The 16,526-nt window shown below is 61.4% G+C and carries 13 protein-coding genes; 5 read left to right on the top strand and 8 right to left on the bottom strand.

Features of this window, described 5'->3' with window-relative positions; genetic code table 11:
* Positions 1-69: 69 nt before the first annotated feature.
* Both pyrF and HNQ61_RS01825 read left to right on the top strand, forming a co-directional pair.
* Positions 70-786: an orotidine-5'-phosphate decarboxylase gene (pyrF, locus tag HNQ61_RS01820; protein WP_170031108.1), complete on the top strand. Its 717-nt coding sequence runs from the start codon at positions 70-72 to the stop codon at positions 784-786.
* Positions 787-1,236 (top strand): hypothetical protein, encoded by a 450-nt coding sequence (locus HNQ61_RS01825; RefSeq protein ID WP_170031110.1) that lies wholly within the window; start codon positions 787-789, stop codon positions 1,234-1,236.
* A gap of 490 nt (positions 1,237-1,726) precedes the next feature.
* Here HNQ61_RS01825 and HNQ61_RS01830 read toward each other — a convergent pair whose 3' ends face one another.
* On the bottom strand, positions 1,727-4,438 hold the full coding sequence (locus HNQ61_RS01830; RefSeq protein ID WP_170031112.1) for a DEAD/DEAH box helicase: 2,712 nt from the start codon (positions 4,436-4,438) through the stop codon (positions 1,727-1,729).
* Positions 4,439-4,658: 220 nt separating this feature from the next.
* Between HNQ61_RS01830 and HNQ61_RS01835 the strand changes: the two genes are divergently transcribed.
* Positions 4,659-5,357 carry a dCTP deaminase domain-containing protein gene (locus HNQ61_RS01835; protein WP_170031114.1) on the top strand — a complete coding sequence of 233 codons (699 nt, stop codon included), beginning with the start codon at positions 4,659-4,661 and terminating at the stop codon, positions 5,355-5,357.
* Between the two features lie 48 nt (positions 5,358-5,405).
* Positions 5,406-6,353: a carbohydrate kinase family protein gene (locus tag HNQ61_RS01840; protein WP_170031116.1), complete on the top strand. Its 948-nt coding sequence runs from the start codon at positions 5,406-5,408 to the stop codon at positions 6,351-6,353.
* 378 nt (positions 6,354-6,731) lie between these two features.
* Here HNQ61_RS01840 and HNQ61_RS01845 read toward each other — a convergent pair whose 3' ends face one another.
* Both HNQ61_RS01845 and HNQ61_RS01850 read right to left on the bottom strand, forming a co-directional pair.
* A complete protein-coding gene (locus tag HNQ61_RS01845) occupies positions 6,732-8,666 on the bottom strand; it encodes a helix-turn-helix domain-containing protein (protein WP_170031118.1) in 1,935 nt (644 codons plus the stop codon).
* Between the two features lie 194 nt (positions 8,667-8,860).
* Positions 8,861-10,255 carry a hypothetical protein gene (locus tag HNQ61_RS01850; RefSeq protein WP_170031120.1) on the bottom strand — a complete coding sequence of 465 codons (1,395 nt, stop codon included), beginning with the start codon at positions 10,253-10,255 and terminating at the stop codon, positions 8,861-8,863.
* A 426-nt stretch (positions 10,256-10,681) separates the two neighbouring features.
* Between HNQ61_RS01850 and HNQ61_RS01855 the strand changes: the two genes are divergently transcribed.
* Positions 10,682-11,023, top strand: coding sequence for a hypothetical protein (locus HNQ61_RS01855; RefSeq protein ID WP_170031122.1), 342 nt, complete (start codon positions 10,682-10,684; stop codon positions 11,021-11,023).
* A 159-nt stretch (positions 11,024-11,182) separates the two neighbouring features.
* Here HNQ61_RS01855 and HNQ61_RS01860 read toward each other — a convergent pair whose 3' ends face one another.
* The 5 genes from HNQ61_RS01860 to HNQ61_RS01880 all read right to left on the bottom strand — a co-directional run bounded on the left by HNQ61_RS01860 (position 11,183) and on the right by HNQ61_RS01880 (position 16,276).
* Positions 11,183-11,548, bottom strand: a complete 366-nt coding sequence (locus HNQ61_RS01860) for a type II toxin-antitoxin system PemK/MazF family toxin (RefSeq protein WP_205761105.1) — start codon at positions 11,546-11,548, stop codon at positions 11,183-11,185.
* Positions 11,542-11,778 carry a ChpI protein gene (locus HNQ61_RS01865; RefSeq protein WP_170031124.1) on the bottom strand — a complete coding sequence of 79 codons (237 nt, stop codon included), beginning with the start codon at positions 11,776-11,778 and terminating at the stop codon, positions 11,542-11,544. Before HNQ61_RS01865 ends, HNQ61_RS01860 begins: the two co-directional genes overlap by 7 nt.
* A 224-nt stretch (positions 11,779-12,002) precedes the next feature.
* Positions 12,003-12,518, bottom strand: coding sequence for a molybdopterin-binding protein (locus HNQ61_RS01870; protein ID WP_170031126.1), 516 nt, complete (start codon positions 12,516-12,518; stop codon positions 12,003-12,005).
* Between the two features lie 272 nt (positions 12,519-12,790).
* Positions 12,791-13,444, bottom strand: a complete 654-nt coding sequence (locus tag HNQ61_RS01875; protein WP_170031128.1) for a dihydrofolate reductase family protein — start codon at positions 13,442-13,444, stop codon at positions 12,791-12,793.
* 732 nt (positions 13,445-14,176) lie between these two features.
* Positions 14,177-16,276 (bottom strand): hypothetical protein, encoded by a 2,100-nt coding sequence (locus HNQ61_RS01880; RefSeq protein WP_170031130.1) that lies wholly within the window; start codon positions 16,274-16,276, stop codon positions 14,177-14,179.
* Positions 16,277-16,526 lie beyond the last annotated feature (250 nt).

The raw sequence follows: 16,526 nt of genomic DNA on the forward strand, positions 1-16,526 counted from the left end.
AATCGGCCCGCCCGGACCTTCCCGGCGGGCCGAAGTGTACTCACCCCAATCAGTTATGGAGCCCCGCCCATGCGCCCCACCGCGATCATCGCCCTGGACGTCCCCTCGCGCGCCGAAGCGGAGCGCCTGCTGGACCGCATCGGCCCGTCCGCGGACTACGTAAAGGTTGGTCTGCAGCTGTTCACGGCGGAGGGGCCGGACGTGGTGCGGGCCATGACGGCGCGTGGATGCCGGGTGTTTCTGGACCTGAAGCTGCACGACATTCCCGCCACCGTCGCCCACGCGGTGACCAGCGCGGCCGGGCTCGGCGCCGACCTGCTGACGATCCACACCTCCGGCGGCGCGGCGATGATGCGTGCGGCGGCAAAGGCGAGGGATGCAGCGGGCCCGTCCGCGCCGCGGCTGCTGGGCGTGACGCTGCTGACCTCGCTGACGGAGCGCGAGGCGGCGGAAGCGTGGGGGCGCGACTCGGTGGACGCGGGCGCGGAAGTGGCCCGCCTCGCGCGGCTGGCGGAAGAATGTGGCCTGGACGGAGTGGTATCGTCCGTACACGAGGTCACGACGGTGCGCGGTGCCACGAGTGACGGCTTCCGCGTGCTGACGCCCGGAATCCGCCTCGCCGGCGACGTCGCGGGAGACCAGGCCCGCGTGGCGACGCCTGCGGAGGCCGCGCGGCTGGGATCGGACTACATCATCCTCGGCCGATCCATCACGGCCGCGGCGGACCCGGCGGCGGCGATGGCCCGCGCGCTCGCGGAACTGAATTCACTACCGGTGACGGCATAGATGAAGATCGTACGGATCGTTTCCCTGTTTCTCCCGCTGATCATGCTGGTGCTGCTGCCGCGCGCACTCGCCGCGCAGCAGCCCGCGCCGCTGGAGAACTTCGTCGCCCGCATCGCCACGCTATGGTCGCGCGCCGACGCGGACGCCATCGTGGCGCTGGCGCCGGCGGACGGCCGCATCCTGCTGGACTTGGCTGGCGACGGCCCGGGCGAGGTGCAGGAGCGCCATGCGTCGGCCGCGCTGCGCCGGCTGTTCGGCGAGCGGGAAAACGTGTCCGTGCGGCCGCGACAGGTAACCATCAGCGGCGGCGCGCCCGTCCGCGGTTTTGGCGAGCTTACGTGGCTCTCCCGCCCGCGCGGCGTGTCTGACAACCTGTCGTCCATCATCTACGTGGGCGCGGTGTGGGAAGACGGCGCGTGGCGGCTTAGGGAACTCCGCGTGCTGCGGTAAGGGCAACTGCGATGTCACGCAGAGCAGCAGAGAAGCAGAGGAAAAAAGGGAGGAGGGCCGGAATTCGGTCCTCCTCCCTTTCTTTTGTTCTTTCTCTGCTGCTTTGCGGCTCTGTGTGAGGCCCTTCTGTCGTACGATGGACCACGGCGACCAGTCGGGGGCGGCACTCCCAACTATGTCATCCTGAGCGAGCGGCCACGGCCAACCCTCCGCCGCACCGTTGGTTGCAGCGAGTCGAAGGATCTTGCCACATCGCCGGCCACGAGCACCGCAATCCGAGTCTGATCCGTTCCCCGTCTGTCGCGCGCGCCGAATCTGCCGTGGCAAGATCCTTCGACTACGCGCCGGAGCTCGGCATGTCGACAAAAGCCGGTGCGGCGCTTCGCTCAGGATGACAGGTTTGGGGGCGTGACAAGGTTTGGGGTCAGACCCGGGATGACATCAAACGAGAACGCCGCCGCGAGAAGACTCGCGGCGGCGTTCTACAAAATCAGGAGCGGGGGCGCTTGCGTTTGGCGCCACCCTTGGGCGGGCCGGGCTTGTGCTTCTTGTTGCGCCCCTGTCCCCTGCCCCGCTGCGGCTCCTCCGATCCGCCTGCCCCGCGCGGACCGCCGCTGCCGCGCTGGCCGCCGCGGCGCGGGCCTCCGCCGCCCCCACGGCCGCCGCCCTCCGCCGGACGCTCCGCGCGCTCCGCCGCGAACGCTTCCTCCACCAGCCGCCGCGCCTCGGCGAGCGACGACGCGCGGATGGAATCGCGCTTGCCGCGCGTGACCGTAAAGTGCAGCGGACGATCCAGTTCCGGCAGGTGCGCCTCATCCAGATGGTTGAGGAACTTGGCCGGAATCTGCACCCGCACCACGGCCTCGTCACCCTCGAACGCGTAGTTGAGCGGATACTCGCGCCCATCCAGCTCAATGCTCCCCGGAAGCGCCATCCACCGCGCGCGCTCCGCCGCGGGAACGAGCTCGTCCGCGTTGATCCGCAGCGGCGTTTCCAGGAATTCCGAGTAACTGTTCACGCCAGCCAGGCGCGACGACAGGTAGTCCGTCAGCGCCTGCTCGTTCATCCCCGGTGTGCGGCCGGCGGAACGGCGGTAGACGTCGCGCAGCTCGTGAATGGCTTCGCGGCTGGCGGCCAGGTCGCGGTGGTACGCCTGCCCCGTGACCATCGCCTGCGCCAGCACCTTGCGGCACTCGTCCTCCTGCCCGCGCGGAAAGCGGTCGATGGCCTCGTCCTGGTTCTCCAGCACGAAGCCGTGGAACGCCCTTTCCCGCCGCAGACGCAACGGCGCGCGCCGGTGCGCGTTGTCGTACACCACCTGCGCGTCGCCTGGCGCGGCGAACTCCCAGATCAGGTCGTGCGGCAGCTGCGTGCCGCTGATGGAGCCGCGCGCGCGCCCCATCTTGTCGGCGAAGTAGACGATTTCGCCCGCGACGGCGCCGTACGCTCCCGCCACGCTCGTCTTGCTGACGGAAACCTCCTCGCCCCACGCCGTCTCCTCGTCGATCACCAGGCTGAACGGCATCAGCCGCGCGACCAGCGACTGCCAGTCACGGATCAGGCTGGCGTTCAGCTTGGGCATCTTGCGGGGCAGTTCCAGATCCATCCCGCGGTAGATGGAAGCGATGGCGAGCGCCGCGTCTTCGATCGATCGCATCATCACGCCGCGCTCCTCGGCCCACTGCTCCAGCGCCTGCGGATCAAAGATGTGGCGCGGCAGGCCGTAGACGGTGCCCAGCGTGCCGGTCTGCTCCAGCGCGTCGCGATAGATGGCGTACGCCGTCAGGTGGTCGCTGCCGGGGACGACGTACTGGCCGATGTCGTTGTCCTGCTGGCGCAGCATGCGGTGCAGCGACTCGATGGACGCGCACGTGGCCACGACGGGCACCAGGTGCTCGTCCGCCTGCACCAGCAGCTCGCCGTACGCGCGGTCGACGGGGAGCACTTCCACTTCCCGCCCGTAGCGCGTCAGCCGTCCCTCGGCGATGATGCCGCGCGTGGTCAGCAGTTCCAGCGAGCGCGCGTAGGCGATGCGGTCCAGCGGCACCGGAAGATCCAGATCGTCCGCGCGGACGCCCATGTCGGCGCAGGTCATGGCGACGCGCTCGGGGTCGCCGGCGAGTTGAAAGTGCGGCTCCGTCGGCCGGAGCGCGAAGAAGTCGATGTTGCGCTCCGACAGGATCCACACTTCGCCGTTGGGCACGCGGCCGTGCACGCGCCCCGCCATCTGCAGGATCTCGTTGGCGCCCAGGGGCATGCGCGTCAGCACGCTCTTGCCCTTCTTCACCAGTGTCGTGAACTGCGCGTCCTCGATGACGACGGTGTCCAGCCCGCGCAGGTTGAGCGCGGACTGCCCCGCGGCCGTCATCCCCAGCACGAACGGATGCGGCGCGCCCTCATCTTCCAGGAACGGGCGCAGCTTGGCGACGGGCTCGCCGCCGTGGTAGAACTCGGTGAGCACTTCGCGCCAGCGGTCAGACACTTCCTTGGCGATGCGCTCGGTTCCCGCCCGCGTGGGGACGAAGACGGCGACGCCGCGCTTGTTCTTGACCACGTGCCGCATGAAGCGGTCGCCCAGGAAGCTGACGGGGTCGCTGGTGTTGCTGATCCGCACGTCCGCCGCCATCGCGGGGTCAAACGCGCTGGACTCGATGACCGCGGCCGAGTTCAGGTAGTTGCTGTAGAACGTGGGATCGACCGTGGCCGAGAGCCAGATGAAGCGGCACCCGGCGCGCTTGGCCAGCGCCAGACACAGCTCCAGTTCCGCACTGGTCTGGTGGATTTCGTCGACGATGACGACGTCGTTGCTGTCGATGAGCGAGTCCTGCAGCCACCGCCGCGCGATGCCGGTGGTGACGATGACGACGTTCCAGCTGGGCGTCTCGGGCGTGGCCTCGCGCTCACGGTTCACGACACCGACGCGCAGTTCCTGCGTGCCCAGGATTTCCTGCGCGATGGGGCGGATGGCGAGCGTTTTTCCCGTCCCGGTGCCGGCCATGATGCCGAATCCGCGTCCGGAACGCGCCAGTTGACGGATTTCTTCGCCGTGCTCGCGCTGCATGATGGTGTCGACCCCGGTAAGCTGCACGCCGAGTTCGATGGTTTCGCACGCCGCGCGCGTGGGCGCGATGACGACGATGCGGCCTTCGTCCGGCCGCCCGGGATAACGCTCGCTGGGAGGGGTGCTGGCGACCTCGACCATGCGGCTCCGTTTCAGATTCGGTGTAGACGTGTGCAACCCGGATTCAACGCAGCAAAACGCCCGCCGCGCAACCTACGCGGCGGGCGAAAGAGCAGAAAGCAAGCCAAGCTGCCCGGGAGGAAAGGTGGAGGACAAAGATCAGTATTGCCGCTTTGGTCAGGCGACTGTAGACTGCTCGATGTGATCATAGTCTGCCATCACTCCACGGAGAAGTCAATCTATGTCCGTTCTGGTGCATTCACAGATTGAAGATCTAGTGAAGAAAGTTCGATTGATTGAGCCTTACGACCCTGCGGGCCAGCAAGGAGCTTCGTATGACATGCGTTTGGGTAGTCAGTACGCGAAAGCAGGTACGATAGCGTCGTTGAACAGTATCCACCCCACTCTCAACATTGACCCCGGTGAGTTCGCCCTTGTTTCCACGCACGAGATGCTGAGGATGCCGAATGATATGGTCGGGCATAACGGGATCATGTCGACATGGGCCAAGAAGGGTCTGACCTCGCTGTTTAGCCCTCAGATCGACCCAGGTTTTCACGGTATTCTGATCGTGCCTGTTTTCAACGCTGGTGATGTCCGTATCTGCTTGACCTATTTGGATCAGATCTTTACCGTAGAGTTCAGCACTACCGACATACCAGCTGCTTATGGATGGACTGAAAAACATCAAAAAACTCAAAAAAAAATTGATAATCAAATTCCGATTCCCACCACTTCGAGAACGCACATCTCCGAAGAGCTCCACACCGAAATCCGGCGTGTTTCCGAAGCGCTACAAAGCATCCAGCAGGAACACCGAGACTTCAAAAATGAGTTGAGATCCTACAAGGAACAGTTTACGACGGCAGTAAGTGTCATAAGTATACTCATGACCATTGCGGGAATCATTGTAGCTGTTGTGGTTGCGAGTAAAGGTTAGAAGATCGAAACTGCTGATCACACGCCACTATCTCCGACAGGCTATGAGATGTCAAAGCACTTATCAATTGCAGTAATCGGCGAAATCAACTTGGACGTAATCTCGCGACTGGAAACCGTCTCTTTACGAGAGCTAACCGAAAATCTGCTTGTCCACGCACCCGTGCAAACGCGCCTTGGTGGAGTAGGAGGTTCCTTCGCATTGGCTGCGGTTCAACGCTTCACCGACGTAAATCTCTTATCCGCAGTTGGCTGTGATATAGTAGGGGACGTAATCACGGACTTGTTGAAGGGCACATCCATCCGCACAGTCGTTCGTCGCGATCCAACAATCCCGTCTCGAACGGTGATGATCCTGCATGACAGAGCAGATGGTGTAACATCAGGAACCAGGTTGATTGTGACGAGTGCTAAGTCGCCCAGCGACAATCTTGATCCCTCTGACCTTGAGCTATTTCACTCAAACTTGTCTACGTGCCAAGCTTTGTTCGTCCCCGGGTACCAATTGTTGTGTGAACCTACGCGGTCTACATGCCTTAGTGCAATGCAGTTCTGCAGGCAAAGGGGATGCGAGGTAGCAGTAGATCTTGTTCCCCATGACCTGTACGACAGGCTTTCTCTTTCCGAGCTGCAGCAGCTCACCAATGATTCCACGATTATCATCTCCGAAGTACAAACTTTGAACGGGTTCACAACAGGTCACCAATCCGGAATTCTTAATTTAAAAGACGCACTTGCGTCCTCATCCAATATAAGGCACCTGCTTCCGAATCGCTGGTTACTGTTGAAATTCGGTATAGGCAACATGGATCAATTTCTCGTGGTCTCTCCCGCGGGAAAAGCCTGCTCCGGCTACACCGGTTTCCGGGATTTGAGCGACACTACCGGATTTGGTGATCGGGTGACCGCTAAAGAACTGTATCTGATTCTCACATCCGGAATAGAGGGATGGGCTGAACCCAAGATCGATCTGAATCGGGAACACAACATCCCGTAGTAGATCCAGTGGGTAAGAGATGATCATTCGTCATGTTCTCTCTTGCGAAGCCAACTCACACGGCAAACTTCTCACGACTGCGGGCTTTGCACACCGCGCGTGCCAAGGCGCTGAGGGTCCTGACGCGACCTTTCGTCCGGCCAGACGGGATAATGCCTCGGCCATGCAGTGCCGGTCAGATTGGTGAAGGGCGTGCAATCCGGATATAAGGCAGCAAAGCGCCCGCCGCGTCAATTCCGCGGCGGGCGTAAGCCCAGGTAGAGTCAAGAAAAGCGACAGAGAGACTCTGGCTCGGATTCAGCCATGTGGACGTTCTCGCCAGAAGAAACTTGGCGTAGACATCTTGGCCCTACCTGCAATTCTGCGAGTCTCACCGACCTATTCTACGAAGTATTGTGTCCAAAATGCATTGTTCAGCAACTTGTTCTTAGATATTACGCGGAGAGTGCTTCTAGTTATCCGCTCCACGAGCATATAGTTCTGATCGTCAATGAGGACATCAGTCTCAATTGTGTTCGTGATCAGATTCTGCATGACCCTCGCGCACATCTCTGGCGAGCGAACAACCAGAATACCGTTCAGTACGCCGGTGCTCAGGATCACCTGCAACGCAAGCGGGTGAATCTCGCGGAACGTGCGAGCACGCCTCTCAAAAAACAAAGCGATGCGGATCAGGATTTCCATCAAACCGTGCAAAACTTCATCGGACGGGATAGAGGGAGCTTCACCTCTCGTAAGTCGATCAAGGTAGCGTCGTGCATCCTCGCGGAACACATCGGGGAGTTCGTTCAACTCTCCGTACAGGTCGAAATCAGCCCAATGTGCCTCAATGATACGCACCAAATCGGTTTGGGCAACTCGTTTGAGAGATGCTCTGAGAAGCTCGGTAACCTGAGCATACCGATCAGATCCCTCCTCTTCATCAACCCCGAGCTCATTCCTCTTAGCCGCAAGAGCTCGCTCATCGAGAAGCATCAGGCTTGCCGAATCGACCCCAGCACTGCTGTCGAAAAGTCGTGGTACATACACGATCACGGGCTTACCTTGCCCCAAAGCCACGGAAGCTTCACTGTCCTTCCCGAATGTGTCTCCTTTCTGGGCCATATAGACCGTAAGGCGTGCACGTCGTAGCATGAGCGCCTCTACCAGTCCTTTCGCGACGCGATCAGCGATCGAGGACTGCGTCGGATTGAAGTACCGCAGGTTTAGGTGCGCCACCTCCGGAGCTGCAAACAATCGTTGTACAAACGAATTGACAGAAACGAAATCCGCACGCTCGCGCATGGATGTTGCGATGTAAACATCCATGTACGGTTCAGTCAGATATGTGACTAAATTGCGTAAGCCAATTTCATTCGTTGCACCAATCCGAGCTAGATCAGCGTCTTCTGGCGCGATACGACGTGCTTCTTGCTCAAGAACGTCCGCGTCAGTGACGCCAAACAGACCGGGCTCTAAATCGATCGTAGAATCGAATTTGCGAAGCAGGGTCTGAGTGCGGGCTATTCGCTTAGCCGGAATCTTCGAAAACCAAGAACTCGGCTCGGCGCGCATTCCAGCAGCTATCTCGATCAGTTTGTCCGAAAGTTCCTGTCGTTCACGGCTTTCCCGCTGCACTCTTTCGACGGAAATATACCCCAAGTCCCCGAGACGTTCGACAGGGATTTCTTGGATGGACTGGAAGCGAGTGCGACGGGTAAACTCCGCTTCATCTATCGGGTTCAAAACAGCTAGTTCATAATCAATGTCGGTTGTGTATGCTAACCGTTTGAAAGCCTGTCGAAAGCTACCGTAAATCCGTAAGGCGATCTTCTGAAACTCCACTACTTTCGTTCGGAAGGTGTCCACACTGGCGAAGGCATGCCGACCCAAGAAGCGCTCGTAGAACTGAGCAGTCGTTGACTTCTCGCCGTAGAAGGTCAATACCGCATTGAAGTGGTCATGAGCCTGATCAACAGACATGCCTGTATGCAATAGCTCGGCGATGGCTTCAACCGCCAATTCTTGTGATATGTCGTCCAATGACTCAAGCGAGACAGACTTACCCAGTAACTCGCTAAGTATGTCCTGAAACTCCATCGCTTCGAGATACCCGGGACGTGCCGCGATCGCCCATAGTCGTCGCGGCATGCCCAGCTTTCGCGCGATCTGCTCGACGCGGTCAGGGGGTGGTAGTTCGGTGCCTAGTTCTAAATGCGACAGGACCGTACGGCTGATACCTGGGAGTTGGATTGCAAGCTGCTCCTGCGACCAGCCCTTCGCTGCACGATACTCAGCGACTGCAGATCCTACCTTCTTGATCGGTGCCGTCATCGACGAAACAATGCGCGCGAGGGGGAAGGTTCGTAAGCCGAAGAGTATTTAGCGCAAGTAGATCTGATTTGCAACCCACAAACTCCGGCAGCAAAGAGATGATGCGCCCTCCCACTTACGTCATCCAAAGACATCAATCAACCGTTGCACGCATGTGAGTCTTCATCTCCGCCCATCAAACTCATCTCCGTCCATCAAACTTCGTTGGCTCTACCAGGACCAAATGCCTCAGCAACCTTATCGGGAGTGATGAACCGCCCCATCGGTTCGTAAGAGCCTCGTCCGGAGGGGACTTCGTGAGCGATTCGACCAATGGTGGAAGCCAAAATCGGCGGACAAGCACAGACTCGACGCCCACACTGAGTACAAGCATCTGGGTACGATTTTGCGAAGTTCTCGATGATCGTGTTCCCACGCAGCTTCAGCCTACGGCCGGCTTTCTCATCGATGATGTTCTGCACCTTCATAAGCCACGCGAATACGTCAGCTGCCTCGCTCAGAAAATATCCAGGTTCCGACGGGAACACCCGGACTGCCTCGGCTAGTTCAGCTAGCTCCTCGAAAAGTCGCGCAAATGTGGGCGGGTAGGTCTCACCTTGGCTGACCGGGTAAATGTCATTGAACATCCTCTGCCATGCGCCAAGTGTAGAGGGACGCGCCTTCTGGCGTCCGAGTTCAGCCAGCGCGTCCCAAGGTGGGCCAAGATTAGCAGCTTTCTTGCCCGCGCACTCCTCCTGCACGTGGATTTCCCGCTGGCAGTATGGGCATGCTGCAGGAAACTTGTCCCAGAGCATTGCTTCGACACTACGCACCCCAACTTTTCCGCATAGGGCCAGCCACCAAGCCAGCGCTTTCTGAACTTGCGCTTCGCGATCTATTCCGGGTTTGATTTTATCGCTAGCGAGCAGGCTCAACCCACCTACAACCTCAATGAGGTGTAGGCAAACGTCCGATGGGCTTCGGTCGAAATTTCTGTAGAAGAAGGTGGTGTTCAGCGACGTGTACCACTGGTCCAAGGATCTGGTTCGGGCAGTCTCAAGGAACTCCGCAGTCGCTATGGGCGGAGCAGTCCCCGCCTGCTGGAACCTGAAGAACGTGCGGTTCAGTTCCTCAAGTTCTGCGGTAAGTTGTGGAGGAAAGAATTCAACTGCTACGCCCGCCTGGCGCAATTTCAGCACTCCTCGGCCCCGAATCTCTGGATTTGGATCCAACGTTCCAATCACCACCCGCGTAACTCGCCGCTCAATTAGCCGCTCTACGCAGGGCACTTTACCTGCGCCGCGTTTTGTGCAGGGTTCCAATGTCGCAAAGACACTAGCCCCAGAAAGAGTGGAATCTTTTAGCTTACGCTCAAGCAAGGTGTATTCGGCATGATCACCCGCAGTTACTTCCCCCCGATGAGCAGAGCCAAGTAGTTCCGAACCGCGCGCTGCTACCGCACCCACATACAACTCGACACGACCGACCTCCTGTTGTGATTTCCGGGCCTCAGCGACGGCAAGAGCCGCAAAATCCACGTCGGTCAGTGGAGGCGATAAATCGCTCACAGTCTCTCCTAACGCAGTGGGTATAGATTCGTAAATGGACATCAACCTAAACCCCGTCGTCCATCTCCATTTCACGTTTCAGCCGAAGCAACTCCGCCGCTCGCTCCCCAGCCAAGCGAGCGACCGCCCCCTTCCACCCCTGTGGTGGTCGGCGATGCGATGGTGAGTTGGGATCCAGACGTGCTTGCCGGACGAGCCCGTACGATGCATTCAACTCGCGCGCGAGGTCCGCAAGGCTGACGCTTCTCGTGAGCCTGTCCGTTGCCTCGGTAAAATCCATGTTGCTAACAACAAGGTTGACGAGACGCCGGCCGCTAACTACATTGTCAGCAGCGGGGCAAAGAACAAGGCTGGCCGCTCTCCCGCCAAGAAGACACGACCAGCCTCTCACGCGAACGACCCGGAAGCCGCACGCTTTCCCAAGCTACCCCTGCTGCGCGGCCAGGGTCAAGAGGATTGGAGATCGCCATGCGTGCACGCCGTAGATCCGCCCGCTCCGCTCGCACCCGCAACGCCGCCGCGGGCACGCGGATGATGCTGCCGAGCCACGCCGCCGCCCTTCCCTCGCCCATGCGGCTGCTGGAGATGCTGTCGGACCGCTTCGGACTGTTCGAGGCGCTGGCGTACTCCACCATCAAGCTCAACCGCTGCGCCGGCGACGACGAGCTCTCGATGGACCCGCGCGTCGCCGAAGCCGTGCTGGAGTTTGCCGACGACCTGCGCACCGCACGCGCCGGCTCCGAGGCGTGGATCGCCGCGAGGGGCCTCACGCCGCGGTGGCACCAAGCCGCGAGCAAGGAAGCCGCCTGACGGTTCCGCGTCGAACGCCATCAGATAACGACAAAGCTCGGGAGCAGTGGACGGATCGTCCGCCGCTCCCGGGCGTTCATTCAGTAGTCATGCAGTGCACTCTCACAACGCGCGTCGTGAGCACGAGTCCCGTGACCACGCCGCGGCTTTGTCTGCGGGCTACGAGAGGCCGAGGACCAGCTTCAATCCGGCATCAACGGCGTTCAGCAGCCGTGGGGGCAGGCGCCCGATCTGGTCGTCCAGGAACGTGCGATCGAGCGTGATCAACTGCGATACGTTCGCGACCGAATCCTTGGGCAGCCCGGCGGCCTTGGCCGAGACGAGCACGTTTCCCGGTGCTTCGGCCAGGCGGAGGTTCGACGTGAGCACCACGCAGAGCACCGTGGAGATCCGGCTACGGTTGAACGCATCCGCCTGAACGATGAGTACGGGCCGGCGATGTCCGGGCTCCGACCCACGCGGTTCGGCCAGATCCGCCCACCAGACTTCGCCCCTCTGGACCTCCAGTGCCGGCGCGCTTACCACTCGTCAGCCGCCAACGACTGGCGCTGCGCACGGCGGAACCCCGGATCCATGCCGCTGTCCTCGGACCCGTAGACTTGATCCAGAAGCCCCGTGATCTGGCGTTCGTCATGCTTCGACAGGAATTCGGCGAGCGCCGTGGCGTACAGCTGGCTTCGGCTCACGCCAAGGCGCCCCGCGAGGGCGTCGGCGGCCGAGAACAGGTCATCCGGAAGTGAGATGGCGGTTTTCATGAATCCAGTATAACTGTGTTCATACCCCGTTACCAGTGGCTGCTTCGTAGCCAAGTCGCCGTTTGCGATCCGCACCACCCGCGCCAACGACAAAGCCCGGGAGCAGTGGACGATGTCCGCCGCTCCCGGGCTTTCATGCTGTTACGGCTCAGGCTTTGGTCGATGGCGCCGCGATCACATCCCGCTGCTCGCGAGCCGTGCGGAGTGGATGCGCGGACCGCGGGTCAGGGTGTGCGATGGACGGAGAGCCGCGTCAGGTTGCGGACCCAGCGCCCGGGCCGCTTGTCACGCGTGGACATCAGGCGAAGCGGGCCTTCCTGCGCGCTGAGCGGCTGCCCGTCACGTGCATCCGCGACGATCACGGAAGAGTCGCTGATCCCCGGATCCAGTTCCGCGACGGAAAAGATCACGCGGTACCCGTCGCTTGCCTCCGCCACCACGTAGAACCGCAGCACCTCGCCGCGCACGGCCGGGCCCGCGGGCACACCCATCCGCGTGAGCAGCGCCCGCACCGCCACGCCCGCGTACGCCCCGCGGATCGGCCCGTGGTTCGCGCCGCCGGCATCCGCGGCCTGCACGGTGTCGCGCGGCAGACGCGCCCATTCCGCGGCGCCGATGCGGATGGGCGCGCCGGAAAGCGGCACCAGTTCCAGCATCGCGGCCGTGTCGGCGGCCTGCGCGTGCACGGGCGCGTGGGCGGCGAAGACGAGCGCCGCTGCGCAAACGAGGTATCGGAGCATCAACGGAATGAGATCGGTGGAGGGAGTACGCGGTCCGCAGTCTGTGGCAAGCTGGCCAGAGGGTGTCCTGAGGGCAAGACGTCGGCGGGAGCGGCGATGCGCGGGCCATCTCTCAAAATCGGCATCGTGATCGGCACATCAGGCGAGCGTGACGACGTTCACGGGGATGCTCGGCGTCGCGGGCAGAGCGTCGCGAGCGCCGATGCCGTGTGTTTCAGGCGATGACGATGCGTGAAGCCGCGGACGGTCGATCCGCGGTTTCACGATGCAGATCACGATCCGAGCTTGGCGCGGCGCTCGAGTTCGGCGGGCGTGGGCTCCTCAAACGCGAACGAGCCGTACGGGATGTCGCCCGCCCGCGCGTACGTGGCGATCACGACGCCCGTCGTGGATACGGTGGATTGCGTGACCTTCAGATTGCCCGGCATCGTTCCATCGGCAAAGAGGCGCTTGCCGGAGCCGAGCAGCAGCGGAAACGTCCACACCCGCAGTTCATCGATCAGATCGTGCCGCAGCAGCGTCTGGATCAGGTCCGCGCTCCCGTGCACCTGCAGTTCGGGCCCGCCCCCCGCCTTGAGCGCCGCCACCTCGCCGGGCACATCGCGGATCACCGTCGACGGGCCCCAGCCGGGGTCGTGCAGCGTGCGCGAGGCCACGTACTTGTGCGCGGTGTTCAGCGGCAGCGCGGCGGGATTGTCGCCCGCGTACGGCCAATGCGCCGCGAAGATCTCGTACGTCTTGCGCCCCAGCAGCAGATCGAAGGGCTCCGACATGGCCTCGCCCATCACCTGGCTCATTGCGTCATCCCAGTAGTTGGCTGACCATCCGCCGTGCGTGAAGCCGCCCGTGGGATCCTCGTCCGGCCCGCCCGGCGCCTGCATGACCCCGTCCAGCGAGATGAACGTATTCGTGATGAGCTTGCGCATGGTGTCTCCGTGTCGTTGATGGCGCGTTGAATCCCCTTCTCACCGCAGCGACGAACGAGGCGGACGCCAATCGACACGGCTCCCTCCAATGTCGGGGTTCTCTGCGCACACGATGGCTGAAACGGCGAATCCTCCCGGCGATGCTCAGTCGCGGAAGGATTCGTCGTCTCAGGACAGTCTTCTGGTTCAGTGCTGGATCAACTCGGGCACGTCCAGCAGTCCCGGGCTCTCGCTCCCCACGCGATGTACAGCGAATCAGACGGCCGCTTCTGCGCAGACGCGGGGATGGGATAAGCGCGGAACCTGGTGGTTCCCAGCGAGCGCACGTCGTACGTTCCCAGGCGGATCACGATGGAGTAGAACGCGTCGCGCTCAATCCGAAGCGGAAAATCTACGCTCGTCGCGCTTCCCGCGGCGTGCTGTACGCGTAGACGGAAAACTGTCTGCGCACTATCGCGTACATACACCCGGTAATACGGCGTGCGTCCGAGAGCTTCTGGAAAGCCATCCTCAGAAGTTACGGCACGGTTCCGCCTGCCGTCGAAGAATTCTACGCGGGTTGAATCCCACAGGTCGAAGGAAACCGCTGCTTCCCAGTCCCGCGGCGGCGGCTCGGGTGATCGTGAAACGTCTCCAGACTCGGTGATGCCCTGCATCCCCGTGCAGCCGGCGCAGAGCATCACGGCGGCCAATGATCCACGTAAACCGAATCTCATTCGGCCTTCCCTTTCCTTAATAGCTCACAGGGCAACCAAACCGCAGAGTGCAGGTCGGATCTCTGGGAGCGGGCTCTATCGGGTCGGTGATGATCGGGTCATCGGGGATGGGCGTGGCGGTTCTGAAGATCCCGCCGGTTCTCCCCACATACGGCCGCTCGCTGTACAGGTTCACAAGCCAGAGCCGGCGAAAGTCGTCGCTGAAGTTGGCGACTGGAACGCCCCGGGCATCGTTCGCCCACGCATTGCGGCTACGGGTATTGAAGAACGTGGCGACGGTATCCACGCCATTGTTCTTCCTGAGGGTGACCTGGTAGGGGAAGCGCCGTTCCATGCACCAGATGAGGTGGTCGATTCCAGTAAAGCCGTAATAATCTACCCGGTTTGCAGAGACTTGGCAGTCCTTGATGGAGTTTGTAATCGTCTGGGCCGGCACCTGGATGCGGTCGTGCTGCTCATTCCCGTTGGCGTCGTACATGTCCCACAGCAGAGCGTGGACGGCACCTTGGACGACTGATCCATCATCGGTGCACTTTGAGCCGCAGTAAAATTCAAAGAGCCGGTTCGTTTCCAAGTCAGTCCGCCAGCCCGGGAGATCCGACTCGCGGAGTACGACGGCGTACCAGTCCGCGAACGCCTCGCCCAGAGCACATCCGAAGTTCGTGTACTCGCCGGGCGGGTGAGGGTTTGGACAGCTACCGTTGTAAAACCGCCGAAGACCATTCGTATCAGGCGATTTGAAGAGATACTGGTCCTGCCAGAGGTGGCCCCATTCGTGAGTCACAACCATAACTCCCTGCTCGCCCCAGATGTGGTTCCACCCAGGTTCGATGCGCACGTCACGGGCACCCCAATCATACCGTGATCCGTACCCGCTCTGCGGATACATTCCAGCACGCATGGTGGTGGGAACCGACCCGAAGACACGTTGGTGCGCATCGTAGTTCTTGTTCACGTTCATGAACAGGTGCGCCTGCTCGCTCTGTGCTGCAAGCGCTATGTTGCCTCCGCACGCTCCGAAGAACGTCCCAACTCGCGTTCTGTCAGGAAGCGGGCTGGTGTAGTTGATTACCTCGGTCCGCGGATTGACCGTCTGCACGATCACTTCAATCAGCCGCTCCGAAGTCGCACCCATGCAGTCGATCACGGGGCCGGTGCCGCTTGCGCCTGTGTAGCCGCTTCCCGTGGTGACGGTCGCGCCGGTGGTTGAATTTCGAACGGTCCACAGCAGTCGCGCACCACTCAGGGACCGCGTCACGCCGCCCGCGCCCATGTCGTTGTAGGTCACCGTGGCTGCGGTGGTGGCGTTCGGCGCAGGTGGCGGAGTGATTCCAATCTTGGTGCTGTCGGGCGGTAAGGGGCACCCGGATGTGGCCACGGAGTAGCTGACCTCGCCGAACTCCGGGGTTATTGAACAAGTGATTACTGCGTCACCGTCGCGGATGCGGGGTGCCTTCTTCTCCGAACCTCGAGGACCACGGACCGCGCGCGTGCCCGCCGGGAACAAGGATGGGTCGAACTGATCGGTCATGCGCCCGCCATGCTCATCGATCCATAGCCAGACGTCACGGCCCGCACCGCTGCCCACCACATGGCCACGATCATCCACCGTGCGCTCCTCTGACCGTTGAATAATGGTTGCGATGAGGTGGTAGTAGCCGGGCTCCGGTATTGTGACCGTCACTTTCCCGTGGAACCGCTCCCCGTTCTGGAAGCTCTTCCGGATGCTCATTTCGGGCTGGAGTTCCTCCCCGACAGGCACTTTAACAACTTCCCAGTTGCTGCGTTTCGCCGCCGCCACCTCCGGCAGAATCAGCCGTACTTGGACATCCTCCGTAGCATAGTGCGCCGATCCGCGGACACTGAGGTGAATCGGATGCCCGGGTTTGAGAGATCCGGCCACATCCAGATCCAGGTCGAATCGCGGTGGCACCACCAAGTCCGGTCCGGCCGGTTCGTCTGATCCTGTCGTGACGCTGGCCAGGTCGCCCGCAGGTCTGAGTGCCGGTGCTGTGGCATCGTCGACACAGCCCGACAGCAGGCCTGCAATCACAGCAGGCACATACCACCACCTGCACGCTCGCGCCGAAAGATAAACGTGGTTGCTGGTGTTCATTGTTGAATTTGAGCTTCAAAGGTGGGATGTACCGCGCGGATGATTGTATGGCCTGGGAGGCCACACTCTGATTGAGGACAGGCGGATGGACGGTGATTCGCGGGCACGGCGGCGTGAGACAAATATCGTGAGCGATCACACCGAAGTAAAGTGTCTCCTTACGATCGACTTTGGCCATCGCAGTTTGACGACGCTCAACGACGGAGCGCAGTTTACCGGCACCGCGCCATCCACCAAACGCCAGACTGAG

The sequence above is a fragment of the Longimicrobium terrae genome, assembly GCF_014202995.1.
Classification (GTDB): Bacteria; Gemmatimonadota; Gemmatimonadetes; order Longimicrobiales; family Longimicrobiaceae; genus Longimicrobium; species Longimicrobium terrae.